This is a genomic window from Arthrobacter sp. CG_A4 (assembly GCF_035985125.1).
In the GTDB taxonomy this organism is placed as follows: domain Bacteria; phylum Actinomycetota; class Actinomycetes; order Actinomycetales; family Micrococcaceae; genus Arthrobacter.
Genome location: NZ_JAXCID010000035.1, coordinates 20636 through 44921, shown reverse-complemented (window position 1 = coordinate 44921; position 24286 = coordinate 20636). Strand labels below are relative to the sequence as shown.

The window sequence follows — 24286 nt, the reverse complement described above, 5'->3', positions numbered from 1 at the left end:
ACCTTCGCCAGTCGGCTTGCCGCCAGGACCGCCGTCATGGAATACATCGAAGCCTGGTACAACCGCCGCAGGCCCAACCGCAGGGCCGGCGGCATCCCCCCGGCAACAGCCCTCGCAGACCACCAAGCCCGCGACCACGAACCCGCGGCCGCGTAACCGACATCAACTACGAAACGTCTCAAAAACTTGACGTGCGCACCCGCGCGGGTCCGTGAGTTGGCGCACGAGTACATCAGCTATGTCGAAGGAAACTGACCCTGCGTGCCCCGAGACACATCGACGGCACGCCGGTGCCCTGTGGTGGGTAATGCTGCTGAGCGTGATGAACACATACTCACGATAGCAGTGTCGAAACATGTTTCACGCATGATTCAGTCGCGTTCGGGGTTGTTGCTTTCGTAGGAGTCCACATCGTCCAGGAGAGCGTTGATCGCCTCTAGGGTCTTGATGTCGATGTCGCCGAGAGTTCGAGCGGCGATGTTCTTTAGCTTGTTGCGGCGCATCTTCTTCAGGATCTGCAGCTCCCGCTCAATCCGTTCCGGGAGCTCGCCGGATTCATCGGTCAGGTAGGCCGGATCCACTTCGAAGAATTTGGCCAAGGCGACTAGAGTCTCGTTGGGGACGGCTTCCGGCGACTCGCCCGAGCGAATTCGCCACCAGCGCGTTCGAGAGAGCTCGTAGCCGTGTTCGCGCACGCCTGCCTGGATATTGGCGAACTCATAGGGTTCTCCGCCTTCGGCTACCACGACGTCCAGGAGGAGGTTCACCTTGCGAGCAAGGGTTTCAGCCCGTTCAAGCCGATCGCGGGGAGTGCCACGGCCAACCATAAATTCAACCCCATTCAATTTCATTGGCTTTCGGCCGCAGCTTGTTCTCCAACCGGACGCGGAGGGAACAAATTTTCATACCAGCGGCGAACTGCCAGATTCCAGCCTACCGGGTCGGAATTCCATTCTTGCGTGTGGCCGGAACAGTCGAACTCCACGAGCTCTGTCAGGTCTTCGTGTGCCTTCGTGAACCGAGTCGAGGTTTCAAAAGGAACCGACCAGTCATTCTTATTGTGGAGGATTAGGACCGGGATACTTAGGGCCCCGTTGAATCTGGCCCGGTCAGAACTGCACACTTCCAACGGGGCCTCCATGCCGGACATCCTGCTGAATCCGTTGAAGGCTAGGAGCCGGGCTACGAGTGAGCCAAGAAATTGCGGGCACCTTTGATGGCGGGCGTTGGCACGCAGTACGTCTTCCCAGACCAGGACAGGCGAGACCATGACGAGGCCTTTGATCATTACTGCCAAGGACGACCGCTGCACGGTGTTTAGCGCCATCGTTGCCCCGAGAGACCAGCCAAACACCACGCATTCAGCTCCACCGCGCTTCGCAACAAAACGAAGCGCGGCTTCGAGATCGCGCCATTCCGATTCGCCCAAATGCGATCTTGCGTCCCTAGAGCGAGGGCCTTCGCCGTCATTCCGATATGAGACGACCAATGAGCTGAGTCCCATACGCGTTGCGCTCTCAACCCCACGCAGCGTTTGTGTCCGGTCACTGCCTTGACCATGGACATGAATGGCCCAGCGGTCAGTTCCCCGGTCGATCATCCAGGCAGGAGCTGGGCCGAGGGGTGTCTCGACAAATATTTCAACCACATCGGCTGTAGCGGATGATGGATCAACGGAGACAATGCCACTCCATCTGCCCTTGGAGTCCAGGGACAGGCCAGCGGGCCGATGCAGGAGACGCCGTGTCACCTTACCGTCACGCAGGGAAACAACTGGACCGATGACTGCCGGAGGACCGCCTTCGGAGAGCTGCAGGCCGAACTCCCCCGGCGCCAAGGTGTTCCTCGCGGCTGAGAACTCGATCTCGTCATTGGAAATTGCCAGGGGGACGATGTCATAGCGGCGCCTGTATGTGGCTGAAGTCGCCTGGCGGGCAGCCCAGACCGCACTGGCAAGGGCGCCCACGGCACCAAGCAACCCGAACCAGGCGACAGCCCTCAGCGGGGACGCCACGACAGCCGCTCGAGATGGTCGGAGGCGTTAGCCAGTATTTCAAGACCCTCATTGCCGACTCTGTCGCTTGCTTCGGGATCCCGGGCCAGGGAGTCCTGGATTTCCACGATCATGCGGTGCAGCTCGCGGCGCCGGCGGTCCGGGCGTTCCGGAACGACACCAAGGTCCAGGGTCAGTCCCGCGTTTCCGGCTACTGCCTGCCCCCAGACAGGTTTCAGGCCCGCAAGTATAGAGCTGGTTCGAGCCGTTTCGTAGACGGCAGCGATTTTGCGTCCGGCGGGAGGCAGGGCCATGCCATTGCAAAGAAACAGAAAGGTCGCCGAATTCAACACGGCATAGATTCCGGACAAGGCGGACATTGCCTCCACATCACCGAGCACGTGAAGGGCATCGAGTACGAGCACATCAATGACGAGCAGAACGGCGGACAGGCAACCCAGACCGACGAGCGCGAACGATGTGGTGTAGATTCCGGTGGTCCAGGCCTTCCGAAAGCGCGTGCAGGTCCAGCCTGCGGCGGCCATAACCGCGCCGATGTAGAGATACTGGACGGCCGAATACAGCCCGGCCGTCAACTGGCCGCCGTAGTCGCGCATGAACGACGTCGACGTAACCGGAGCATCGATCAGAATGAACAGGATGGTCGCCGATGTCGCAGCGCCCGCAAGTCCTGCTTTGGCCGATACGTCGTACGACGATTTCCTGCCGTAGGATGCCGGCTGTGCAGCCCGGTGAATGGCCCGGGCGAGAAAATAGACACCGGTCAGCAGGAGAAGGTTCGCTCCAAGGTCCGCGTAGTTCCTCCCGCCTACCCACACGTCTGCGAGTAGGTAAACAGGGTTGATATTGAGGACCATGGACACGGAAATCAGCACCGAGGCCCATAGGATGCTGGCGTCTTTTCCCTGGCCGCGTGACGCGATGACGATGAGCGTCAGGCTGACCATCAGCCCCGCTGCGATGATCTCCATCAGCCGAAGACCTCCTCGAAAGCGCCCGGTTCACCTGGCCCTGCCCTCAGCGCCTCAGCCATGAGATCGGCGAGGTACTCGGCCGTGGCCTCTTCCAACGTCCGGAACTCGGTCCGCATGAGGGCCCTGCGCACAATCTCGGGAGACAGGCCACGAAAGCCGCTCTTCAAGACGGTGCCCGCACCGGGAGTAGTGTCGTGGCCCAGGACCATGTGAGCAAGTTCGTGAAGAATGAACTGCTGACGCTGCAGATCCCAGGGCGTCGGGGGATGAAACACCCACTCGATCTTCGCCCCCGGCAGCCACAGACCACAGATGGATGTGCCGACCAGCTTCTCGGTGGCACGAATCCGGATCCGCTTGCCGCGGATGTCTTCGATGACGCTCAGAAGCAGACTCAGCGTCAGGCCGCCTGGCAGTTCCAATGCTGCGAATGCACCGGATGCATCGCGGAAAGCCTGTTCAGACGTAGTTACAGACAGGGAACGCAGAGCTTGCGTCACAACAACATGACCCTTCAATAGCTTCAATGGGGATAGGCTAGGTTGAAACATGTTTCAAACATGTTTTAGTCTGGTTCAGGGTTTAGCATATCCCGGGCAGAACGGGCCCAACCATATCAAGAGCGTCTTAGAAGTGCTTGTCATCGCTAGGGGAAGGAGGGCCATCTGTGGTCGACGCCGTGTTACGCGCACTGCCCACGACGCACGCCCGAATGCAGCAGTTCCGACGGCAGGCTGCCGCACCGCCGGGGAGGCAGGGTTTGACCGCGGTCGACAGGGCGTGAGATCAGTGCAGCGCGACACGCGGGGCCGTTTTCTGTAAACAAATCCCCGGATGCCCCTGGGGACAGTGCTATTTTCGACTCAGTCGATGGCTGTAAACAGAAACCTCACAGTGGTCGACTGTAAGTAGCACCAGCGATGAAGCAGCCACAACCGCAGGTTGTGCAAGATTCAAAGGACATGACCATGAGCGCAGTAATCAATCGTGGAGGCGGACGGCCCAGCAAGGGCCTCCGCAAATACATTGGCTTCCGCACGCAGGCCAAGACCGCGGAGGACGTTCAAATGATCGCTGCCGCTAAAGGCATGACTGTCACTGACTACGTTTCCTCTGCCGTCGACCGGTCGCTGCGCGAAGACCTGGCATTGCTGGGTCATTTCGCGCTCCAGGAGGAACTGCCCATCCGCATAGCCTCATAAACAGAAGAAGGCCCGCACTAGGCGGGCCTTCGAAGCTGAAGATAAACGATCCGGGAAGCTTGCCGGCGAACAGATCGTAAATCGGAAGGAAGACCTTCACAGGCCTTCAGTTGTGTTGCAAAACCGATCCTGCAAGATCGGCCCTCAGTCATTCCCTCGACAGGAACAGCATCATCGTACAACAGCACGCCCGCGTGCTGCCAGCCATAAATAGCGCTGGCGTGTCGCTCGGGCCATCCTCCACGTACAACCCCGCCCAGGCGTGGTCTGCTTTGGCGCCTCTTCTCGCAGGTCAGCCCCGGGTTCGCCTCTCTCGGGACGCCGGCAAGACGTACCCGCAGAAGCACGAACGGGCACTGACTGAGGCGCTCCCCACGTTCCCTGCCGCGGTCCGGATCTTCGGAAAAGACGGCACCTGCGCCGCGATCTTCCTCGACTTCGACTCCTCCGTCGCCGGCGTCGACTGGGTGCAGGCCGACGTCCGCGCCGTCCAGGCCTGGCTGCACAGCTGCGGTGCCCGTTGGATTGAGGACTACTCCCCCAACGGTGGCCGCCACGTTTACATCCCGCTGGAGCAGCGGGTCACCTTTTCTGAAGCGCGTGATCTTGTCGAGGCCCTGGGCGCCCGGTACCGGACCCTGGACAAGACCCCGCACCAGAACCTCATCCACGGCTGCATGCGCACGCCCGGTTCGCCGCACAAGCGAGGCGGCCACCAGGAACTCGCGATGAGCCTGAACATGGCCTACGACATCGCCCGCCGGCCGAACTCAGCCTCCGTGTGGACTGCCATGAACGTTGACCTGGCGGGGGCGATCGGCGCCGTCCGGGCACTGCGCCTGGAGCAGACGTTCACTCCGACGGCCGACGAGGCACACAAACTCCAGCACCCGGCCGGTCGGATGTCCCGGCTCATGCAGCTGATGGCACAGACGGGGCTCTACGACTCGAACCGGTACGCCTCCGACTCGGAGGCCCGCCAGGCGATCATCACCGGGGCCGCGGCCGCCGGAATGGAACTGACCGATGTGGAACGCCGGATGATGCAGGGGACCTGGCCAGGGCTGGCCTCCTTCTATGCCCGCTATGCCTCCCGGCACCGGGTCCCGGCCATGCGCCGGGACTGGCTGAATGCGGTCAGCTACCTGAGCAAAGACCCAGGATCCAGGGACGGAAAGAACAATGCCCGTATATCCCCCACAAGCCAGCCCCCTACACAGCCCCCCGGGATACAAGCGAATTTGATTTCTACGAATCCCGATACGGAGCATCGGTTCATCCGGACCTGGCGAAATGCCCTCCGGCTGAAAGAGCAGGCCTACACCGATTCAAGGACCGGGCTGGCGCGAAGAATGGTGCTGCGGTCACTGGGGGAGGCCGCACACATGACAGCATCCAGGTTTGTCGAATTCGGTGCCCGGTCTATTGCGGTTGCCACCGGGCTCGACCATACGACTGTCGGATCCCACTTGAGGGCTTTGCGCAGCGAAAGTGATCCGCTGGTGACCCTGGTCGAACAGGGCCGCGGCACCAAAGGGGACCTATACATGTTGACCATGCCGGAAGAGGTGAAGGCGGCGGCCGAAGACCTAACCTGGCGGAAGGGTAAAATCCACGCCCTGCGGCCGGTGTTCCGGGAACTTGGCTTGCCGGCGGCCTTCGTCTACGAGGCGCTGGAGCACTCCCCCGGCCTGTCGACGGCGGAGATCGTGAAGTTGACCAGGCTCTCCCGGACAGCTGTTAGTGAAGCGCTCGAGGTAATGGCCGCGTGGAACATGATCGCCCGGGATACCACACGTGCCTGGGCGGTGGTGTCTAGGACGTCGTTGAAGGATCTCGCCGAGCACTTCGGTGTGCTGGAAGCCGTCGCGGCACAGCTACAGCGCTACCGGATCGAACGGATCCTGTGGAAGGAGTGGCTGTCCAAGAACGTCAACACCGTCGCGGAGCTCCTCTCCCCCGGTGAGGAATATCCGTGGGAGGCATTTGAGGGCCCACCGGATGAGTGGGCCCTCGCGGACATGGCGTTCACCAATGTCGGGTAGGTGTTCAGCGCCGAAGGCTGCACACATGCATGCATGCATGAAAGTAGGCGCGCAAGGCAGATCCCGGGCACTCCCCTAGTTCTGGCCCCATCGGGACTTGATAGCTTGCTCGATCGCTTCTCGGACCGAGATGCCCTCCTCTTCCGCGGCCGTGTACAGCACGTCAATAACTTCCTGGGACAGGCGTGTGCTCAGTGGAAATGTCACCTCGCGGCGTGTGGTCTTCCGGTTCGCGGCCGGTCTGGATGCCTGGCGCACCGACCTCTGTGTCTGGGCGGCGGTCTGGACAAGGGGACCGGCCATAGAGGCTTGGATGGGTATGGGGACGGAAGCGGGTGCGGCATCCGGGTTCACCGACTCCACTCCCCCGCCGTCCGGGGCTGGTTCTTCAGTCTTCACTGGTGGCGACGGCACGGGTGAGGGCGAATAGTCGACCGGGTCGACCTTCTCATCAGGGGCCGGCCGCGGCGTACGGCGCAGGACGGCCGGTCGGTCCTTCAGGTCTTCGCTCATCGGATGATCTCCTTCATCAGCTCGTTGTAGGCCTCTACGACCGGTTGGCCCTTGCGGTATTCCCCATACCATTCTTGCGTCATGCGCATCTCCTGGACGATGGTCCGGTGTGGGACCAGCGGGGTGAGCAGCATTCCGGTCTCGCGGAGTTCTTCGATGCTGGCTACCGCGATGCGGGACATGACGGTCGATGCGACTGCACCGACGACGATGCCTGCCTCGTGCAAGTTGTCCGGGGCCCCGATGCGCTTACGGGACATCCGGAACTGCTCGACGCTTTTGCGGGCCCCGGCCACGCCGTCCACCCCATCGACGGTGGCACCAGCGGCGTACACGATCGTGTCGGCGGCGTTCAGCGCGGAGAGGGTCAGCGGGCCGCCCTGACGGTTAGGGCAGTCGATGATGACGACGTCGGCGTCAATCCCGATGAGCGAGGTGCGCAGGCGCAGTTCGGCATGGTCGGCGCGGTCTGCTTCACGGTTGGAGACACTGCGGGCGGAGGGAACGACACGCAGGTTCGGGAACCAGCTCGACTCCACGGCGAGGTCCTGGGCCCAGCCTTCCGGATCCGAGTCGCCAAGGATCGCGCCGATATGGAGTCCCTCCTCTTTAGGCTCGACACCGATCCACTTGCTCGCCGCGGCGCGCGGATCGAGGTCGACGAGTACAACTTTGCGTCCTGAAGCGGCGGTGACAGCTGCCAGGGACACAGCAGTTGTCGTCTTCGTGGCACCGCCAGACTCGCTGTAAACCATGATTGTTTGCATGCTTGCAAGCTTTCCGGATGCATATGTGTGTTTCAAGGAGACACGCCGACTACTCGTCCGTTGTGATCAAGCTGGCATGAAAGCAGGCTGTCTTGCGGGCATGCATGAAAGACAGCATGCATGAAAGTTGACCAAAATCCCGCCATTCATGGTGTGGGCATACAACCCCGGTAGTAGGCCAATTGTGCCGAGACGGGTCTCCCTGGACACGACCCGACAGGTGATGGCCGCGGGAGGGTCGTCACCTCCCCCAGCAAGCAAGCAAGCATGCTTGAAAGAAAGCCACAATGTTGGCCAGCATGACGGAAAGAACGAATGAAACAAAGAATAGAAGCAGGAAAGCGTGCATGCATGAATGCATGCACGCAAGACGACGCACAAGGCGGAGACGTGCCGGGAGATGTCAGGAAGGACCGCGGTGTGCCAAGGCCAGCGCAGGCCGCCGGCGGGCTCCCAGTCCTGCGCGGAGGCGACGATGACGGCTGCATCCGAGGGGCCCTCGATCCTGATGACCCGGGCTCCGCCCATGCGCCAACGCTACGCACCCGGCGGTGCCGTCAAGGGCCCGGCTTAACTCCAGCGGTGGGCTTCCAGGGCGCGTAGCAGGGGAGCGGGGTCGCCTTTCAGGTTGTCAACGGGGCGGGCGCCCGCAAGGTCCCTGGAGGGGGAGACCATCCAAGCGGTGAAGTAGTTGTGCGGGATCTGCAGCTCCATCGCCCGCTGAAAGAGTTCAACGACGGTTGGGTGGAGTTGCCCGCCGGGGAGGAATTGGAATCCCGGGCAGAAGGTGTTGTCGTCGATGAAGACACGGACGAGCTGTCGCAGCACCTGCTGCAGGGCCGTCAGGGTGAATTCCGCCCGGATCCCTGCCCACGTCTGATCGCTGATTGGTTTGGGGTTCAATGTCACCGCGACCTAGTCGGTGATGCTTTCCAGCAGCCACTGCGCCGAGAGCGGGTTCCGGCGCAGTGTGAAAGTCCGAAGGGCCGAGTTCAAGCCTAGACGGACCTGGGGTTTGAGGACCAATGCTCGGGAAAGTCACGCTAAGCCGGTGGGGCCTGGTAGCCGAGGTTCTGATCGGCATCACTGTTACGCCGGGCCACATCGCTGGGGTGGGGTGTCGTCCGATGTTTGTTTTGTTGAGATGATCGTGGAGCGCGGGGCCTGAAGCAGGTCGGCGACGCACTGGACGGTGTGGTCCGAGGCATCGGACAGTCACTGGTTGGAGACTGAACCGGCGTCGGTTGCGATCACCGCGCCGTTTCGCGACGAGGTCCGGATCGGCGTCGTTTGGGAAAAGCCGCTCCAACAACGACTGGACGGTGGCCTACGCCTCGAGTCGTCCGTACGGGGCATCCTCGGCCGCAGTCAAGTATTTGTGTTTAGCCCTTCAGGCACAACGAGCCGAGGCAACCATCGTTACGACTGGAGATCGGCTTAGCGTGACTTTCCCGAGCAATGGTCCTCAAACCCCCAGCTCCTCTGAGTCGGTGGGTATTCTCAGGATCTGGCCACGCTCGGCGGCGGTGAGCAAAGAACGTAGAGCCACTTCAGAGATCCCTATCTGCTAAACCGCCGCGCCGCCGATCGGGCTGCGACAGGAACCAAAGCGTTCATGATTTTGAGAGGTGCCGGTAGATCGTGGGCCGGGTGACACCGAATTCCCGGGCGATGTGTTCGACGGTGTGGGCACGTTTCCCGTCGGGACCCTTCTCGTCATACATTTCCCGGGCCAGCCTGACCTGCCGGGGACCGAGTTTTGGTTTCTGTCCGCCGGTTCGACCCCGCGCTCGGGCCGCGGCCAGTCCGTCCCGGGTTCGTTCGGACATCAGGGAGTGCTCGAATTCAGCGATCGAGCCCAGAATCTGGAAGAACATCCGCCCAATGGAAGTGGACGTGTCGATGCCCTGGTCAAGAACCACCAGATCAACGCCGCGCCCCTGCAGGGTGTTGGAGAGTTCGATGAGGTTTTCCAACGACCGGCCGAGCCGGTCGAGTTTGGTGACGACAAGCTGATCACCGGCCCGGTTCGCGGAGAGCAGGGCTTTGTCGAGCTCCGGCCTGCGGGCCAGTTTTCCCGGGGCGGTGTCGATGAAGATCTGCTCACAGCCGCCAGCGGCCAGCGCATCATGTTGGGCCTCAGGATGCTGTTCCTGGGTCGAGACCCTGCCGTATCCGATTCGCATGCCCAAAACGTATCACCAACGGGACAGCACGTTATGTAGGTGAGTACACGGAAAGCGTTACAAAACCCTGTCCGTGATTCCGCGGATCCGCAAAGCAGGCGAACAGTGTCTCGCCAACGATCGTTACCCGACGCTCTCAAACGGCTGTCATTTTCCGAAGTCGCCTGCACGGAATGTCTAAAGTCATACTGCGTGGTGTTAAACGGAACGCAGGCGCGGGACCGTTCCGGGGGCATCGTCGGCTTCATCGGTGATGACGTGGTCGGTGAGCATGGCCGCTTCGGCGAACAGGGTCATGGCCTCTTCGGCCCGGATGAGTTCGGTCCGCGCCTGGTCTCCCAGGGGGGCCTGGAAATAGTCACGGGCCCGGATCTTGCTGATCCAGCTTCGGAATCGGGCCAGGTCGGCCTCGGATTCCTCGACTTCTTCAAATGTTGTCCGTCCGCGGGCGGTTTCCATGCCCAGCTCGGCGAAGAAGGAGGGGAAGCGTTCAAGGACTTCGGCGTATTCATCTTTCCGGGCGGTCTGCAGCTCCCTGATGATGTCCTGCTCCTGGGCAGGATCGCTGAAGGCCATCGTCAGCACACGCACCGTCCCGCCGTCACGCATGATCCGGGTCGAGAGCTGGCTGATAGCCCTGCTGGTCGCCGGCAGCTGAGGCAGCAGGCAGGCCGACTGCTGCAGATACAGCGCCCCGAGTTCCTTGAGCTTGCGCCACACGGTGACCCGCAGGGCGGCGGGTGCCCCGGCCGTTGAAACCGTCACCAGCAGCCAGGTCCGTTCTTTTATCTTCCTCACGCCACAATGTTACATTCGTAACATTGAAAGCCCATTTCCACGTGGAAACTCCGGTCGCCGGCATGTCGGCGACCGGGTGAAAAACCAAACGGCCAAGGTTACATTCGTAAACTTGGCCGTTCCGTCCCGTCCGGGGCGGAGGCGACATTCCGGCGGACTGCGAAAGTGTGATCAGGAAACCATGGCACGAACCAACGAGGCAACGCACCCGCCGGCCGGTGCCGGCCCTGCCTGGCACGCGATGGCAGCCGACGAGGCACTGACGACACTGGGCTCGGGCCGTGAGGGCCTGAGCTCCCGGCGCGCCGGGGAGCTCCTGGACCGGAACGGACCGAACCGGCAGCATCCCCGAAAGCAGGAGTCCTGGCTCGAGGAATTCCTTGAATCCTTCACAGAGCCGCTGCAGCTGCTGCTGATCGTGGTAGCCGTTCTCTCCTTCGTCTTCGGGGAACTGATGGACGCCCTCGCCATCCTGGGCGTCATCGTGCTCAGCGCCGCGGTCGAAACCACCTCGGAGGTCCGCGCATCCCGGGCCATCACAGCCCTGGAGGATCTGAGCGCACCTCATGCCCGGGTCCTGCGCGATGGCACCCGTGTTTCAGTGGACGCAGCCGCGGTGGTCCCGGGCGATGTTCTGGTGCTCGAGGCCGGAGACATCATTGCCGCGGACGCGCGCATCCTGGATGCGCACGGGCTGCGCGTCGATGAATCGATGCTCACCGGTGAAGCCGTCTCTGCCGGCAAGAGCACCACCGCGGTAGCGGAGGGCGCGGATCTGGCGTCCCGTTCGAGCCTTGTCTTCGCCGGCACCCATGTCATGGACGGCCAGGGCACGGCGGTGGCCGTGTCCACCGGACCCGGCACCGAGCTGGGCCGGATCGGGACGGCAGCCACCACACAGGCGGAACAGCGCACCCCGTTGCAGCAGGCCATGAAGGAACTGGCGCGGCTGGTCCTGATCCTGGCCGTTCTGGTTTCGGTGGCCGTTCCCCTGCTCGGGATCTTCGTCGCCGGGCAGCGGCCGCAGGACATGCTGCTGACGGCCCTGACGATGGTCTTTGCCACGGTTCCGGAGGAGCTGCCGATCCTGGTGACGGTGCTGCTGGCCGTCGGCGGTCTGCAGCTGGCCCGGCGCGGAGCGCTGCTGCGCCGGCTCGCGGCAGGAGAAGCCCTGGGCTCGATCACTCACCTGCTGACGGACAAGACAGGGACGCTGACGCAGAACCGGTTGGTCCTTCACGAGGTCCGCGGCACGCGGGAGCGGGTCCTGTCCGTGGCCCTGGCGGCCCAGGGCGGCCCCAGTGCCGGCAGCAAGGAACCGATGGAGCAGGCCATCGCCGCCGCCGCCGCGAAAGAACTGCCGCTCCGGGACCTGCAGACCCTGATGACGGGGCCGGTGCTGGGCGTCTGGCCGTTCGACCCGGACCGTCAGCGCGTCGCCCGGGCCTGGCAGGACGGGTCCGGGGCATGGCTGGCCGTCGGCGGGGCACCCGAAGCCGTGCTGGCCGCGGCCCGCGCGGGCCAGGCCGGGGACTGGTCCGCGCAGGCCGCGTCCCTGGCGGCCCAGGGCCGGCGCGTCATCGCGTTCGCTTCCCGCCCACTCAGTGATCGCGAGACCCTGATGCTCGCGGATGCCGGACCCGACGGGGGTCCCGTTGCGGCGGAGCTGGAACGGGACCTGAGCGTGGCGGGCCTGGTGGTCTTTGATGATCCCCTGCGCGAGGGCGTCCGTGAGGCGGTGGCCGAACTGCACGGCGCGGGGGTCGCGACCCTGGTGGTCACCGGCGATCATCCGGATACCGGACGCGCGGTGGCTTCCGCGGCCGGGCTTGCAGCCGGGCCGACCCTGCGCGGAGGCGCGGCCCTGGCGTCCATGGACGATGATGAGCTGGCCGGCCGGCTCGTGGACGGGACGGTCGTTGGCCGGGCCACACCCTCGGACAAACTGCGCCTGGTACGCCTGCTGCAGTCCCGGGGTCACCGGGTCGCGGTCACCGGCGACGGGGTGAACGACGCCCCCGCACTGGCCGCCGCCGACGTCGGGATCGCGATGGGCCTGCGCGGGACGGACCTGGCCCGGCAGGCCGCCGGGCTGGTCCTGACCGATGATGCGTACCCGACCGTGGTGCGGGCCGTGGAAAAAGGGCGTTCCGTGGCCTCCCAGCTCCGCCGGGCCGTGGCCTTCTACCTCGGGGCAAAAGTCGCCCTTGTCGCCGCCATGACCGCCGCGCTGCTGGCCGGGCATCCCGTACCGTTCGCCCCGGCACACATCGTGCTGTTGGAACTGTTCATGGATATCGGCGCGTCCCTGGCCTTTGTCTCCGAACCGGTCGCCCCCGCCGCGATGTGCCGCCCGCCCCGGCCCGCGGGGGCCCGGTTCGTGGACAGGGATTTCCTCACCGCCCTGTCCGCTGTCGGCCTGACCCTGGCCCTGGCCGTTATCCCGGCCTACCTGATCCTCTCCGCCACCGGCGCCGATACCGGCCAAGCCCGGGCCGGGGCCGTGTTCGCGTGGCTGGCCGGGCACGTGCTGATCGCCTGGACCCTGCGTGCCCGGCCCGGACTGTCCTGGCGGGCCAACCCGGCGTTCCCGGCCTGGGCCGCCGCCGCAACCGGCTCCGGCCTGGCCGCGGTCACCTGGCCGCCGGCCGCGGCCGCCCTGCGCCTGACGCCCCTGACCGGGCAGCAGCTCGCGGTCACCGTCGCGGCGGTCGCCGCGGCCACGGCACTGGCCGTGCTGCTGCGTCGCTTCGGTGCCTCCACGGCCCGGTTGTAGCCCCTGGCCCACAGACCGCGGCAAACCATGGATGCTACGATAATTACTCGGAAGTGCTACGGACGTAACATTCCATCGAAGGTGGACGACACGTGAATCCCTTTTTAGCACCGGCCGATTCCGGCGAGGGTGGAATCGACTTTCTCAGCCTGCTCGGCCCGGGAACGGTGATCACCATCCTCGTCGTCGCTATGGTCCTGGTCTTGGTCGCTGCCATGACGGTATGGCTGCTCTTGCGCCGGGTGCGCCGGTCGGGGGCCCTGCAACGGCTGCAGGGCGGACTGGGCAACGCGGTCCAGGGCGGGCTGCTGAGGATGCGGGCGGAAACCGGCGAAGGTCTGGGACGTGAACTGGCGCAGAAACGGCTGGACCTGAAGGCCGCGCTGGATTCCACCGGCCGCAGCCTGGACCTGGCCCGGGCACAGCAGCGTCCGGTCGGAGAGCTTCCGGCGATCCTGGACACCCTGGCCCGGGCCGGCGCGGTGCTCGACGGGCAGCTCGGCCTGGCCGAGCGTGAACCCGACGACGGCGCCCGGCGCGCCATGGCAGCGGCCCTGGACGGGCAGCTGGAGATGATCGAGCACACGGCCCGTGACATCCGCAGCACACTGGCCGAGGCCGGCCTCTCCCTGGGCGGTGCCGACCTGGACAAGGTAACCGCCCGCCTGGCCATCGAGAGCCAGGTGCTCAAGACTTGGACACAGAGCTATTCGGCTTCCGGCAACCCCGCCGAAGGCACGCCCGGGGATGACACGTGGAATCCCGGACCCGGACCGCACGACCCGAGGAGACCCTGATGCGCCGGAAACTGTTGCTGGCCGCGGCCGTGCCGCTGGCCCTGAAAGCCCTTGAGGTGGCCGGACGCGCCCTGCGGGCCCGCGGCAGGACCGGACCCGCCGCCTTGAACCAACGCCTGCACACCCGCCTCAGCCGCTACCGCCGCCCCTGACAGCCGGGCAGTGACCCGTCCCACCGCCAGGAGAACCGTGAAGATCAGCAAAAGGATGGCCATGTTGCTGCGGTCCATGACCGCGGCCAAGCCAGGCCGGGCCGAGGAACCGCAGGCAAATGTTGAGTCGTTATATGCCCGACAGCTGGAGACGCTCCGGCAGGTCCGGCGGGGCCTGGCCGACGTCGCCGCCGCACGCACCCGCGTCGATATCCGGGCACAACAGGCAGCAGCCCTAATGCGCCGCCTGCAGCAGGAGGCCGAACAGGCACTCACCGCCGGACACGAGGATCCCGCCCGGGAGGCGCTGGGACACCGTGCGGTCCTGCGCCGCCGGCTGACCGACCTGGCCCTGCAGCACGACGCGCTCCGGGACCAGGAGGACGCCATCGCCCGCTCACTGGGAGTCCTGCAGGCCCGGGTCGACGGAATCCGGACCCGGAAAGAAGACCTCGACGCCGCCCGCACTGCCGCCGAAGCACGAAACACCGCTGCCCAGTCCCTGTCCTTAACCGGCGGAGACCTCGCCGAACTCGACGAAGTGCTCCGGCGCGCCGAACAAGACGCAGCCGCCCTGAGTGCCGGAGCCGCGGGAATGGAGGAGCTCGTCGCCTCCGGAGGCCCGGGCCGGTCCGGAGGAAACGGACAGGACGGGATCGACGCCGAGTTCGACCGGCTCGAAGTCGACAACGAAATTGAGCAGGAACTGGCCGCCCTACAGCGTTCACTGGAAGCACCCCACCCGCCGGAACCGCAGGAGCACCCATGATCCTGCGCATCCCCGGGAAAGGACAATACGAGTCGCCGGCGACCTCCGCCGGGCGCTTGAAGAGATCCGGCACCGCCGCCGTGGCGTTCGCGTCTGAAGCTGGCCATGACGGCGCCGGCCGCATTTGCGCTGACCGCGCCGGTGGCGGGCGTCGTGGCGATTCCATCCTTCCCGCGGCCGGCCTCGTGCGTCGCGGCCGCAGCAGCCAAACGCGGGTTCCGGCGGGGTGAGGCGATCATGAAATCCAAGGACGAGCTGGGGCACGAGATCCAGCAGACACGGCGGGCCGCGCTGTTAATCAACTCCCGATCCCGGAAAGGGGCACGGCTGGGCAGGCATGCCCAGATCCTGCTGACGGAGCGCGGTTTCACACTGACCGCCGTCCACGTGGTCAATGACCCCCGGACGCTGGAACAAGCCCTGGATCTGGCACTCGCTGGCGCACCTGCGCTGCTGATCGTCGGCAGCGGCGACGGCACCATCAGCCATGTCGCCGCCCGGCTGGCATACCAGGACACGGTCCTGGGTGTGCTGCCCTTCGGTACGACCAACAACTTCTGCCGGGGTCTGGGCATACCGATGGATCTGCCCGGCGCGGTTGACGTCCTTGTCCGCGGCAGGGTCGCCGACATCGACCTCGGGCTCGGCAACGGCCGGTATTTCGCGAACGTGGCCGGGATCGGTCTCTCCGCCGCCGTCGCAGCGCAGGTCCCGTCATCATTGAAGCGCAGGTTCGGCCGGCTCGCCTACACCATCAGCGGCATCAAAGCCCTCATATCCCACCGGCCGTTCCAGGCTGTCATCACTGCCGACGGCGTATCCCGCACGGTCCGCACCCACCAGGTCATCATCGCCAACGGCCCCTCCCACGGCGGCACGGCAATCTCCGGCGATGCCAGCATCGATGACCGCACCTTGACGGTCTTCTGGCTAGGTGGCAGCGGCCGCCTGGCGTTCGCCGCGGCACTGCTGTCTTTCATCCTCGGCGGGCAGCGCCCCCGCGATATGCTCCTGGCCGGCACCGTCACCGTCACCACAGAACCGGCCCGGGAGATCGAAACCGACGGCGAAATCAGCGGCAGCACTCCACTGGCAGTCAAAATTGCGCCGGAAGCACTGAAAGTCATCGTTCCCGCCGCCTTCAGGGATCTCTAGGTCGACCGGCAAAGCGAACCCGTTACGAAGCCCGCTGGAACGCTAACGTCGGATATTCCACTAATTCACGAGCCACCCCAAGATGACCCCGACGGATCACATGCGGCTCAAGGCTGTGTGTGCCAAGAAAGAACGAAGTATTCAGTACATTCTGAACAGGATCGTTTGGCCGGCCATTGCCGACCTCGAGAAGAAGTAGTACTAACTTAGTACTACTTCTTCTCGACCGAAGCAGACTGCCAGAGCATTCCTGGCTACATGGGCACTGAAGAAGCCTGACATGCCCCCTTGAGGAGCTGGCGTCAGGCCTGATCACGCGTTGACAAGCTCATGTGCGTGTGGCGGGGGCTACGGTTGACGATTCCGCAGGACAGCGTCTAAATGCAGAGTCCTGCCAGCATTCGGCCCAAGCACCCTTTCCGGTGGCTTTGGGGTGTATTCTTGGTGTATGAGTATCTCTACCGTGATCAACAGTGGCTACATGGAGACTGCCCGGCTGGACATCCATGAGCTTGTCCGCCGGCTGAACACCCATCTGGGTCCGACGCTTGTTGCTGCCCTGTCGGGGTCGAAGGACACGAAGCAGCCGATCCGGTGGGCCAAGCAGTGCGGCCCTACCCCTGGTCCGGCCTTTGAGAACCGTCTGCGCCTGGCTCACCGGCTGTGGGGGTACCTCGCTGACGCCGAGTCGGATCATGTGGCCCGGGCCTGGTTTATCGGGGGAAACCCGTGGCTGGGGGAGGACACCCCGATCACCGCCATCCGTGAGGACCGGCACAAGGAAGTCACGGCCGCGGTGACCGCGTTCCTGCAGGACGTTTACGACGCATGATCCCGGACGGCCGGCTCTGCAGCAGGACAGGTCTGTGGTTGAACGATGCCTTCAGCGTCGCCTATCGCGTGGCGGTGGGAGACTACGGGGCACTGAACCCGCCCTCGAGGTCTGTCGGATCCGACCGCCACGCGTGGGGCCGCTTCGACACGACCGGATCCACGGTGTATCTGGCATCGACCCCGGAGACGGCCTTCCAGGAAGTCCTGTCCGTCTTCGCGCAGAAGCTGGGGTCCGGGAACCCCCTTGAAAAGGATGCGTCCTCGCTCGGTCTGACGCTGGAGGAGTTCCTGGCCGCGGTCGCCGGGGAATGGGAGGAAGGTTCCTACATGGGGCGCGGCTGCCTTCCCGCGCAATGGCGGAACCGCCGCCGGCTCTTCCGCCTGGAGCTGGGCGAGCCCGAATCCTGGATCGACGTCGGTCATCCCGACACCATTGCCACGATCCGCCGCGTCCTGGGTGAGGACCTGCACGCCGCGACCGGCTGCACGGACGTGACACTGGCCGAGATCCATGCACCCAACCGGGAGGTCACCACCCGCATCGCCGGCTGGATGCGCGAGCTGGTGCTGGATGACGGGACGCATCCGGCCGGCATCAGGTACACCAGCAAGTTTGGCGGGGACTGCTTCGCGTACTGGCTCCGCCGCAGGGACAGCGGGCTCGGCGGCGACACGCTCCGGGTGGCGTCGGAATCCGACATCGGCCTACGATCTGACGCCCTTAGGACTGCTGCCGACCGACTGGGAATCCGCTGCTTTTAGATCACCGTCGACGACAGACCATTGAGCCCGGGAGGCCGGGCCAATCGTCCGTCCGCGGATCCACCCATCGTCCATAGGGGGTGGCTTGTGAAAAAGTGATCGGCCCGGAGAACACGGCCACGATTGAGGCCGTGAGCATGGACATGGGCCCGGCATTCATCAAATCCGTGAAAGCCAACGCACCGGAGGCTGTCATCTGCATCGACCCGTTCCATGTGGTCCAGCTCGGCACCACGGCATTGGACACGGTGCGGCGGGCGTTCTGGCAGCAGGCCCGTGAGTTACCGGACCAACGCTTCGCGAGGAAGTTCAAGGGCAACCGCTACGTGCTGCTGAAGAGTCCGCAGAATCTGACCGAAAAACAGCAGGCAACCCTGGAGCAGCTGCGCGACGCCGGAGGCGCGCTCTGGGAGGCGTATGAACTGAAGGAAGCCCTGCGGGAAATCTTCGCCGGGGATCTGGACCCGGCCGACGTCATGGCCATGGTCGGCCAATGGTGTGACGTGGCCGCCGGCTCCGGGTTCCCCGCCTTCATGAAGGCCGCAGCGACCATCCGGGGCCACACCCAGGGCATCCATGCCACCGTCACCACAGGCCTCTCAAACGGACGCCACGAAGGGCTGAATAACAAGATCAGAACCATGACCCGAAGGTCCTACGGATTCCACACCCCGAAAGCCGCCCTGGCCCTGATCATGCTCGCCTCCGGCCCCGTCACGATCAACCTCCCATACCAGAAATAGCGGCACCCACATTCATGTCAGGAGAGCCCCTTTTTTGACTGGGCAGGGTAGCGCGCCCGGCGGCTAGAGCAGCTCCACGATGTAGCCGATGAAGTAGAGCAGGAACAGCAGGACACCCCCGCCGATGGCCGCGATCCAGAACACCTGCATGCCTTTTCCGGACCCGCGTTGCGTGGGTTCGTGCGTGCCTGCCACGGAGCCCTCTCCGGGCGGGGTCTCGCCCGGAGGGACACCGCCGCCGGGTTCCAGGCCGGTGATCTTGTCTTCCTGCGGATCGGGATTGGGTCCTGACACGTCAACTCCCTCGCTGGCTTTTGCTGATGCTGTCCCCAGCCTACGGTGCGCTGCCCGGTGGGCCTAGGCTGGTGCCGTGACTTTTCTTGAGCCCATCACCCTGACCGGCCGGCACGTAGTCCTGGAGCCGCTGAGCCAATCCCACCACGACGGCCTGGTGGAGGCGGCGCGCCATGGCGAACTGTGGAAGCTCTGGTACACGTCCGTACCCACGCCGGAGGACATGGCCGCGGAGATTGACCGCCGGCTCAGCCTCCAGGACCAGGGATCCATGCTGCCGTTCACCACCCGGCTGGTCGATCCCGCCACCGGCGGCCCGGGCCGCGTGATCGGCATGACCACGTACATGAATATCGACGCCGGCACTCCCCGGGGGGAGATCGGCTCCACGTGGAATGCTGCGTCAGCGCAGGGGACCGGCACCAACCCGGAGCCGATGAATCGCACCGGGTTTGATGGAGGTATTGATTACCCGGAAGGATGATTCCTATGCCAGCACAACGAAAATATCCGATCGAGCTGCGTGAGCGTGCAACACGGATGGCGATCGATGCAAGAAAAGATCCCGCGGCGAGGACCGGAGCATTCGGCCGGATCGGCGAGCAGCTTGGAGTGAATCCTGAAGCTCTGCGGACCTGGGTGAGCCGAGCCGAGATCGACGAGGGCTGCGGCCGGGAACGACGACAACGGACGCGGACCGGATCGCCGGACTCGAGCGTGAAGTCCGGGAGCTGCGGCCGGCGAACACGATCCTGAAGCAGGCCTCGGCTTTCTTCGCGGCGGAGCTCGACCGCCCGTCGAGGTGATGTGCGACTTCGTGGACAAGCACCGCGACGAACACGGGGTCGAGCCGATCTGCAAGGCGCTGCAGATCGCCCCAAGCACTTACTACGCCCGGCGTTCCCGCCCGGAGTCTGCCAGGGCGGTCAGGGACCTGGAACTGGGAGAGAAGATCGAGAGCATCCACGCCGAAAACTACGGTGTCTAGGGGGTCCGGAAGGTCCATAAGGAACTGGGTCGCCAAGACATCGAGGTCGCGCGGTGCACCGTGGAGCGGCTGATGCGCCAGAAGGGCCTGCGCGGGGTTTCCCGTGCGAAGGGGCCCCGGACGACGAAGCCTGCGGCGGAGACCGGCCGTCCGTCGGATCTGCTCGAGCGCCGGTTCACCGCGAAGGCTCCGAACCGGTTCTGGGTAGCAGATATAAGCTATGTCCGCACGTTCGCCGGCTGGGTCTACGCGGCGTTCGTCATCGATGTGTTTTCCCGCCGGGTGGTCGGCTGGCAGGTTGCCACGAGCCTCTACACCGATCTCGCACTGGACGCCCTGGAAATGGGGATCTGGGCCAGGACCCGCGACGGCGCCGACCTTACCGGCCTGGTCCATCACTCCGACAGAGGAGTCCAGTACCGTGCGATCCGCTACACCCAGCGCCTGGAGGAAGCCGCCGCGGTAGCCTCCGTCGGTTCCAAGGGCGACTCGTATGACAAAGCCCTTGCCGAGGCGTTCAACTCGCTGTTCAAGGCCGAACTCATCCGGAACAAGGGGCCGTGGACGGACATCAACCAGCTCGAGGTCGCCGTGGTCGAATACATCGACTGGTTCAACCACCGGCGGCTCCATGGAGAGATCGGCCATTGCCCGCCCGTGGAATACGAACAGCTCCACGCCGGTCACCCGGCTGGGGAATTAGCCAAGATTTCCAACTAAACACCCTCCACAAAACCCGGGGCTTGACACCCTGATCCGTCTCGTCGGCGCCGTCCTGGCCGAACAACACGACGAATGGGAAGCCGGCGACCGCCGCTACCTCTCCGAGGCCTCCATGGCCGAACTCACAGCCATGACCGCGGCCATCGCCGATTCGATCGAGGAGGCGATTTTGCTCCCCGACCTCACTGCAGCATAATCAGATAACTGACCTGCACGGTGTCGAGAAACTCCACCCCTCAGCGGGACGTAACCCCCGGAGCGGCACGCCGCTCGACTGCGTTCTCGGCCTCTTGCGTGCCTTGGAAGCCGGCGGCAGCGCGGCCAAGATCGGCCCGTTCCTGGCCGAGAACTACACACTCGTCGAGGCACCCCACCTGCTTGCCCCGGAAGGGTCTACGCGCAACCGTGAACAGGCCTTGGCTGGGGCGGATGCCGGCGGCCAGGTCGTGTCCGGGCAGCGCTTCGACGTCCGGCGGACAACGTGTGACGGCAGCCGCGTGGTGGTGGAGGCCGATTGGTCCGCGACCGTGCTGATGGATCTGCCGTATTGGGATGCGGGCGAGGTCATCCGTGCCCGGACGGCATCGGTCTTCGAGGTGCGGGCTGGCCGGATCGTCAGCCAGGACAGTTATGACTGCTATTACACGTCACTGTGAGCCGGGCTTCCCCGCGGCGGTCAATGCATCGTGAAGCGGCGGGCCACCAGCGAATTCACGGCGGGAACGCCAGCGGCAGCTGAGATGGCCCGGTTCCGCACCGTCAGAACACCGATTGGGAGCGGGCGTCCCAACGCCATGTTGATTTCCGCCTGACGAACCGCTTTGGCGGCTGCCCGCAGGCGGGTCCGTTCAAAGTTCCGCAACGGCCCGGCTCCGCTTTCGCCCTGCAATTGAGCCAGCACCGCCGGCACGAGCGCCGCTGCGTCAAGCCATCCGAGGTTCATGCCCTGGCCCCCGATCGGGCTGACCTCGTGGGCTGCGTCCCCGATCAGCACCGTGCGCCCGGCCACCATCCGGCGGACCACGCGCGAGCGGACGCCGAAGCTGCTCAGCATGCTGTTGGTCCCGGGGTCGACGTCGATCCCGGTCCGCTTGAGGATGCGTTGCACCAACCAGCGGGCGTCCGCATCCGGCTTGGCGGCATCCAGCCGGACTACCCAGCGGCGCAGTTGCCCGGGCAGGGGGAAGGACTCGACGATGCCCTCGCTTTCCAGGAACAGCGCGGCGTCCGGGCCGAAGTTCGTGCTGTCGGCAAAATCTCCCATCAGGTAGCTGTCCGGGTAGTCCTTCGCCCTCATGAGAATGCCCTTCAAGGCGCGCACGCTGGAGCGCACGCCGTCGGCCGCGATGATAAGCCGCGCCGCGTACCGGAGCGGACTGCCGTCAGTGGTGGTCTCCACCGTGACCCGGCCGTCGTCGTCGTGCAGCTGGCGGAGCCGGACGCCGCGGAGGAGGGCATCCGGGTCCAGCTCACGGACTCGCTGTTCCAGGACCGCTTCGGTGCGCGCCTGGGGCAGGGAGAGCACGTAAGGGAAGGTCTCGGACACGCCGGCGAAGGACATCTCGGCGAGCGTCCTGCCGGCGGCGACGGCAATGCCGCGACGGATCCGGACGCCTCCGGCGACGAGCACCCGGGCGACGCCGATCTGCCCAAGTGCCTCAAGCGCCGGGGGATGGATGCCGATGGCCCGGGAGTGCGTATCAGGGGTTGTCCGCTGTTCCAGGACCCGGACCGCGACGCCGTGCTGCAGCAGCAGGGCGGCCATGAACAGTCCCACCGGGCCGCCGCCGATGATCAGCACGTCAGCCACCAGCAGCACCCGCCGTCGCTGTGTCCAGGACGAGCAGGTTGCGGAAGGGGGAGTGCCTGGCCACCGTCCAGCCCGGGGGAGCGGTAGACCTCAGCTCCGGCGCGGTGTAGCCCCTCCGGATGGAGGTCAGCCCGTCCTGCCGGATGTAGGAACCGGTGAAAATCCAGGCGCCGGCAAAAAACAGTGCGTAGGCGGCGGGGGCGCGGCGGAGGTCGTTGTGGATGGTCAGGCCGCGGCCCAGCGCAGCCGACTCTTCGAGGAACCTTGGAAACTCCTCCGGGCCCAGATGGTGGAGGACGTGGTTGGAAACCACGAGGTCGTAGCGTTCGCCTTCCGCCATGAGCTCCGCGGCGGTGGCCTGGCGGAAGGTGACTGCTGACGCGGCGTGCCGCTCGCGTGCGAAGCGGCTGGCCCGCGGGTCAGGGTCAATGGCCGTGATCTTCAGGCGCAGTCCGTCCCGGGCGGCCCAGCGGGCGAGCAGGACCGGCACGTCGCCGCCACCGCAGCCGATGTCCAGCAGGGTTGTCGGGACGCTTGGGGACAGCCGGGGCCTCAGCCGGGTCCGGTAGATGCCGCGCCAGCCGGAAACCACGCGGTTGACGATGGCGAACTGGGCATAGGTGCGGTCCAGCCGCTGGGGGTCGCATCCGGGCAGGTCCATTTCTTCGACGGTGTCTGCCGCGCGGTCCTGCAGAAACTTCACGTTGTGCGTTTTCAGGCGGGGGCGGGTGCCGACAGCGGTGATGCAGGCTGTGCTGTTTGAGCCTCCGTCGTGGCTGTGGTTTCGGCCTTGGTGTCCGGGCTTAAGGGCGCTGCGCGCCGCGGGTCCCGGAGCTTGGTGAAGAGCGCTGTTTCCACCGTCAGCCCGGGCCCGAACGCCATCGAGCAGATCCGCTCGTCGCCGCCGCCTGCGTCCGCTGGCGGGAGGTCCAGGATGTGCTTGATCACGAACAGCACCGTGGCGCTGCTCATGTTGCCGAAGTTCCGGAGCGTTTCGCGGGCAGGGATCAGCTGTTCATCGCTAAGATCCAGCCGTGACTGCACCTTATCCAGGATGCTGCGGCCGCCGGGATGGATGGCCCAGTGCCGGATGTCCCGGTAGGGGAGTCCGAGCAGGGAACTCTCCCGGGACAGCAGGGGTTCCAGGGCGCCGATGATGTGGTCGTCAATGATGTGGGGGACGTAATTGCCGAGCACCATCTCGAAGCCTTCGTCGCCGATGTTCCAGGCCATGGATTCCTCGCCGACGGGCGTGAGGACCGTCTCGAAGTGGTCCAGCCGCAGCAGCGCGGGTTCGTCCGGGATTTCCCTGGCGCTGACGATGGCCGCGGCCGCACCGTCGGCAAACAGGGCCGAGCCCATAATGGTGTCGGGATCGTTGGAGGTGCGGACGTGGAGGGAACAGAGTTCCGCGCAGACCACCAGCACAACGGCGTCCGGATCGGCCTCACAGAAGGACTTGGCGGCCCGCAGCGCCGGGAATGCCGCATAGCAGCCCATGAACCCGAGGTGATAGCGCTGTACGGCGGGGTTCAGGCCGAGGGCGCGGACGATTTTGTAGTCCGGGCCCGGGTTGAAGAATCCGGTGCAGGAGACGGTCACTAGGTGAGTTATGTCAAGTAAATCGATTCCAGGACAGGCATCCAGGGCCTTCTGTGCCGACTCGATGAAGAGCTTGGTCGCTTCTGTGGCGAAGATATCGTTCCGGACCTTGGTGCTGGGGCTGAGCAGGAGTCCCGTTGCAGGATTGAAGAACAGGGGATTTTCCGCCTGGCTGTCCTTGGTCAGTTCCTCGACGGCGGTATGCCGCGTGTCGATGGCCGCCGAGTCAAAGCAGGTGCTGACCAGCCGAGTGCCAAGTCTTGTGAGCCCTGGCTGCGCTGCGAACACATCCCGGGCCTCGGACTGGATCAGGACAGTTGGCGGAACAGCAGTTTCCAGGGACCTCAGGTAGACCGTCATAGTTCATTCTCAGTGAGTCGGC

General features: G+C 64.9%; 24 protein-coding genes, 4 pseudogenes and 1 other annotated feature. Of the genes and pseudogenes, 15 read left to right on the top strand and 13 right to left on the bottom strand.

The window, feature by feature from the left end:
* Nucleotides 1–156: pseudogene (locus tag RCH07_RS14365) on the top strand (IS3 family transposase); the annotation flags it as partial.
* Nucleotides 157–371: 215 nt separating this feature from the next.
* On the opposite strand, the gene RCH07_RS14360 reads toward RCH07_RS14365, so the two are convergent.
* The 4 genes from RCH07_RS14360 to RCH07_RS14345 all read right to left on the bottom strand — a co-directional run bounded on the left by RCH07_RS14360 (nt 372) and on the right by RCH07_RS14345 (nt 3515).
* Complete coding sequence (locus RCH07_RS14360; protein ID WP_326968154.1) at nt 372–767, bottom strand: hypothetical protein; 396 nt, start codon at nt 765–767, stop codon at nt 372–374.
* An 80-nt stretch (nt 768–847) separates the two neighbouring features.
* Nucleotides 848–1966 (bottom strand): alpha/beta hydrolase family protein, encoded by a 1119-nt coding sequence (locus RCH07_RS14355; protein ID WP_326968153.1) that lies wholly within the window; start codon nt 1964–1966, stop codon nt 848–850.
* A 32-nt stretch (nt 1967–1998) separates the two neighbouring features.
* A complete protein-coding gene (locus tag RCH07_RS14350; protein WP_326968152.1) occupies nt 1999–2985 on the bottom strand; it encodes a hypothetical protein in 987 nt (328 codons plus the stop codon).
* Complete coding sequence (locus RCH07_RS14345; RefSeq protein WP_326968151.1) at nt 2985–3515, bottom strand: hypothetical protein; 531 nt, start codon at nt 3513–3515, stop codon at nt 2985–2987. The genes RCH07_RS14350 and RCH07_RS14345 overlap by 1 nt, the downstream gene beginning before the upstream one ends.
* Nucleotides 3516–3956: 441 nt before the next feature.
* Between RCH07_RS14345 and RCH07_RS14340 the strand changes: the two genes are divergently transcribed.
* Nucleotides 3957–4190, top strand: coding sequence for a hypothetical protein (locus RCH07_RS14340; protein WP_326968150.1), 234 nt, complete (start codon nt 3957–3959; stop codon nt 4188–4190).
* A 221-nt stretch (nt 4191–4411) separates the two neighbouring features.
* Complete coding sequence (locus tag RCH07_RS14335) at nt 4412–6235, top strand: MarR family transcriptional regulator (RefSeq protein ID WP_326968149.1); 1824 nt, start codon at nt 4412–4414, stop codon at nt 6233–6235.
* A gap of 75 nt (nt 6236–6310) precedes the next feature.
* On the opposite strand, the gene RCH07_RS14330 is transcribed toward RCH07_RS14335, so the two are convergent.
* The 5 genes from RCH07_RS14330 to RCH07_RS14310 form a co-directional block, all read right to left on the bottom strand.
* Nucleotides 6311–6748, bottom strand: a complete 438-nt coding sequence (locus RCH07_RS14330; protein ID WP_326968148.1) for a hypothetical protein — start codon at nt 6746–6748, stop codon at nt 6311–6313.
* Entirely contained in the window at nt 6745–7515 is a 771-nt protein-coding gene (locus RCH07_RS14325) for a ParA family protein (RefSeq protein ID WP_326968147.1), read from the bottom strand. Before RCH07_RS14325 ends, RCH07_RS14330 begins: the two co-directional genes overlap by 4 nt.
* Nucleotides 7516–8085: 570 nt before the next feature.
* Nucleotides 8086–8424 carry a hypothetical protein gene (locus RCH07_RS14320; protein ID WP_326968146.1) on the bottom strand — a complete coding sequence of 113 codons (339 nt, stop codon included), beginning with the start codon at nt 8422–8424 and terminating at the stop codon, nt 8086–8088.
* Between the two features lie 704 nt (nt 8425–9128).
* Nucleotides 9129–9701: a recombinase family protein gene (locus RCH07_RS14315; RefSeq protein WP_326968145.1), complete on the bottom strand. Its 573-nt coding sequence runs from the start codon at nt 9699–9701 to the stop codon at nt 9129–9131.
* A gap of 198 nt (nt 9702–9899) precedes the next feature.
* Nucleotides 9900–10499, bottom strand: coding sequence for a Chromate resistance protein ChrB (locus tag RCH07_RS14310; RefSeq protein WP_326968144.1), 600 nt, complete (start codon nt 10497–10499; stop codon nt 9900–9902).
* A gap of 181 nt (nt 10500–10680) precedes the next feature.
* On the opposite strand from RCH07_RS14310, the gene RCH07_RS14305 reads away from it, so the two are divergent.
* The 8 genes from RCH07_RS14305 to RCH07_RS14270 all read left to right on the top strand — a co-directional run bounded on the left by RCH07_RS14305 (nt 10681) and on the right by RCH07_RS14270 (nt 18487).
* On the top strand, nt 10681–13275 hold the full coding sequence (locus RCH07_RS14305) for a cation-translocating P-type ATPase (RefSeq protein WP_326968143.1): 2595 nt from the start codon (nt 10681–10683) through the stop codon (nt 13273–13275).
* A 92-nt stretch (nt 13276–13367) separates the two neighbouring features.
* Nucleotides 13368–14072, top strand: a complete 705-nt coding sequence (locus RCH07_RS14300) for a hypothetical protein (RefSeq protein WP_326968142.1) — start codon at nt 13368–13370, stop codon at nt 14070–14072.
* On the top strand, nt 14072–14224 hold the full coding sequence (locus tag RCH07_RS14295) for a hypothetical protein (protein ID WP_326968141.1): 153 nt from the start codon (nt 14072–14074) through the stop codon (nt 14222–14224). The genes RCH07_RS14300 and RCH07_RS14295 overlap by 1 nt, the downstream gene beginning before the upstream one ends.
* Before the next feature lie 37 nt (nt 14225–14261).
* Nucleotides 14262–14993, top strand: coding sequence for a PspA/IM30 family protein (locus RCH07_RS14290; RefSeq protein WP_326968140.1), 732 nt, complete (start codon nt 14262–14264; stop codon nt 14991–14993).
* 105 nt (nt 14994–15098) lie between these two features.
* Complete coding sequence (locus tag RCH07_RS14285) at nt 15099–16148, top strand: diacylglycerol/lipid kinase family protein (RefSeq protein WP_326968139.1); 1050 nt, start codon at nt 15099–15101, stop codon at nt 16146–16148.
* A gap of 448 nt (nt 16149–16596) precedes the next feature.
* A complete protein-coding gene (locus tag RCH07_RS14280) occupies nt 16597–16980 on the top strand; it encodes a hypothetical protein (protein ID WP_326968138.1) in 384 nt (127 codons plus the stop codon).
* A complete protein-coding gene (locus tag RCH07_RS14275) occupies nt 16977–17744 on the top strand; it encodes a hypothetical protein (protein WP_326968137.1) in 768 nt (255 codons plus the stop codon). The genes RCH07_RS14280 and RCH07_RS14275 overlap by 4 nt, the downstream gene beginning before the upstream one ends.
* An 80-nt stretch (nt 17745–17824) precedes the next feature.
* Nucleotides 17825–18487: a transposase gene (locus RCH07_RS14270; protein ID WP_326968136.1), complete on the top strand. Its 663-nt coding sequence runs from the start codon at nt 17825–17827 to the stop codon at nt 18485–18487.
* Between the two features lie 63 nt (nt 18488–18550).
* Here the strand turns inward: RCH07_RS14270 and RCH07_RS14265 are convergent, their stop codons facing one another.
* Nucleotides 18551–18781 carry a DUF6480 family protein gene (locus tag RCH07_RS14265; RefSeq protein ID WP_326968135.1) on the bottom strand — a complete coding sequence of 77 codons (231 nt, stop codon included), beginning with the start codon at nt 18779–18781 and terminating at the stop codon, nt 18551–18553.
* 76 nt (nt 18782–18857) lie between these two features.
* Here RCH07_RS14265 and RCH07_RS14260 point away from each other — a divergent pair.
* The 4 genes and pseudogenes from RCH07_RS14260 to RCH07_RS14245 all read left to right on the top strand — a co-directional run.
* Nucleotides 18858–19214 (top strand): annotated as a pseudogene (locus RCH07_RS14260) (GNAT family N-acetyltransferase); the annotation flags it as partial.
* A gap of 56 nt (nt 19215–19270) precedes the next feature.
* Nucleotides 19271–20489, top strand: a pseudogene (locus RCH07_RS14255) (IS3 family transposase).
* Nucleotides 19548–19661: a sequence feature (AL1L pseudoknot), on the top strand. Its footprint overlaps the pseudogene before it by 114 nt.
* Nucleotides 20490–20505: 16 nt before the next feature.
* Nucleotides 20506–20688, top strand: a pseudogene (locus tag RCH07_RS14250) (IS256 family transposase); the annotation flags it as partial.
* Nucleotides 20689–20782: 94 nt separating this feature from the next.
* Nucleotides 20783–21148 (top strand): nuclear transport factor 2 family protein, encoded by a 366-nt coding sequence (locus RCH07_RS14245; protein WP_326968134.1) that lies wholly within the window; start codon nt 20783–20785, stop codon nt 21146–21148.
* Nucleotides 21149–21168: 20 nt separating this feature from the next.
* Here RCH07_RS14245 and RCH07_RS14240 read toward each other — a convergent pair whose 3' ends face one another.
* From RCH07_RS14240 to RCH07_RS14230, 3 genes are read right to left on the bottom strand one after another with little or no spacing between them, the layout of a single operon-like run.
* Nucleotides 21169–22311 (bottom strand): FAD-dependent oxidoreductase, encoded by a 1143-nt coding sequence (locus tag RCH07_RS14240; RefSeq protein ID WP_326968133.1) that lies wholly within the window; start codon nt 22309–22311, stop codon nt 21169–21171.
* Nucleotides 22295–23005, bottom strand: a complete 711-nt coding sequence (locus RCH07_RS14235) for a class I SAM-dependent methyltransferase (RefSeq protein ID WP_326968132.1) — start codon at nt 23003–23005, stop codon at nt 22295–22297. The genes RCH07_RS14240 and RCH07_RS14235 overlap by 17 nt, the downstream gene beginning before the upstream one ends.
* An 11-nt stretch (nt 23006–23016) precedes the next feature.
* Entirely contained in the window at nt 23017–24264 is a 1248-nt protein-coding gene (locus tag RCH07_RS14230; protein ID WP_326968130.1) for a type III polyketide synthase, read from the bottom strand.
* Nucleotides 24265–24286: the final 22 nt, after the last annotated feature.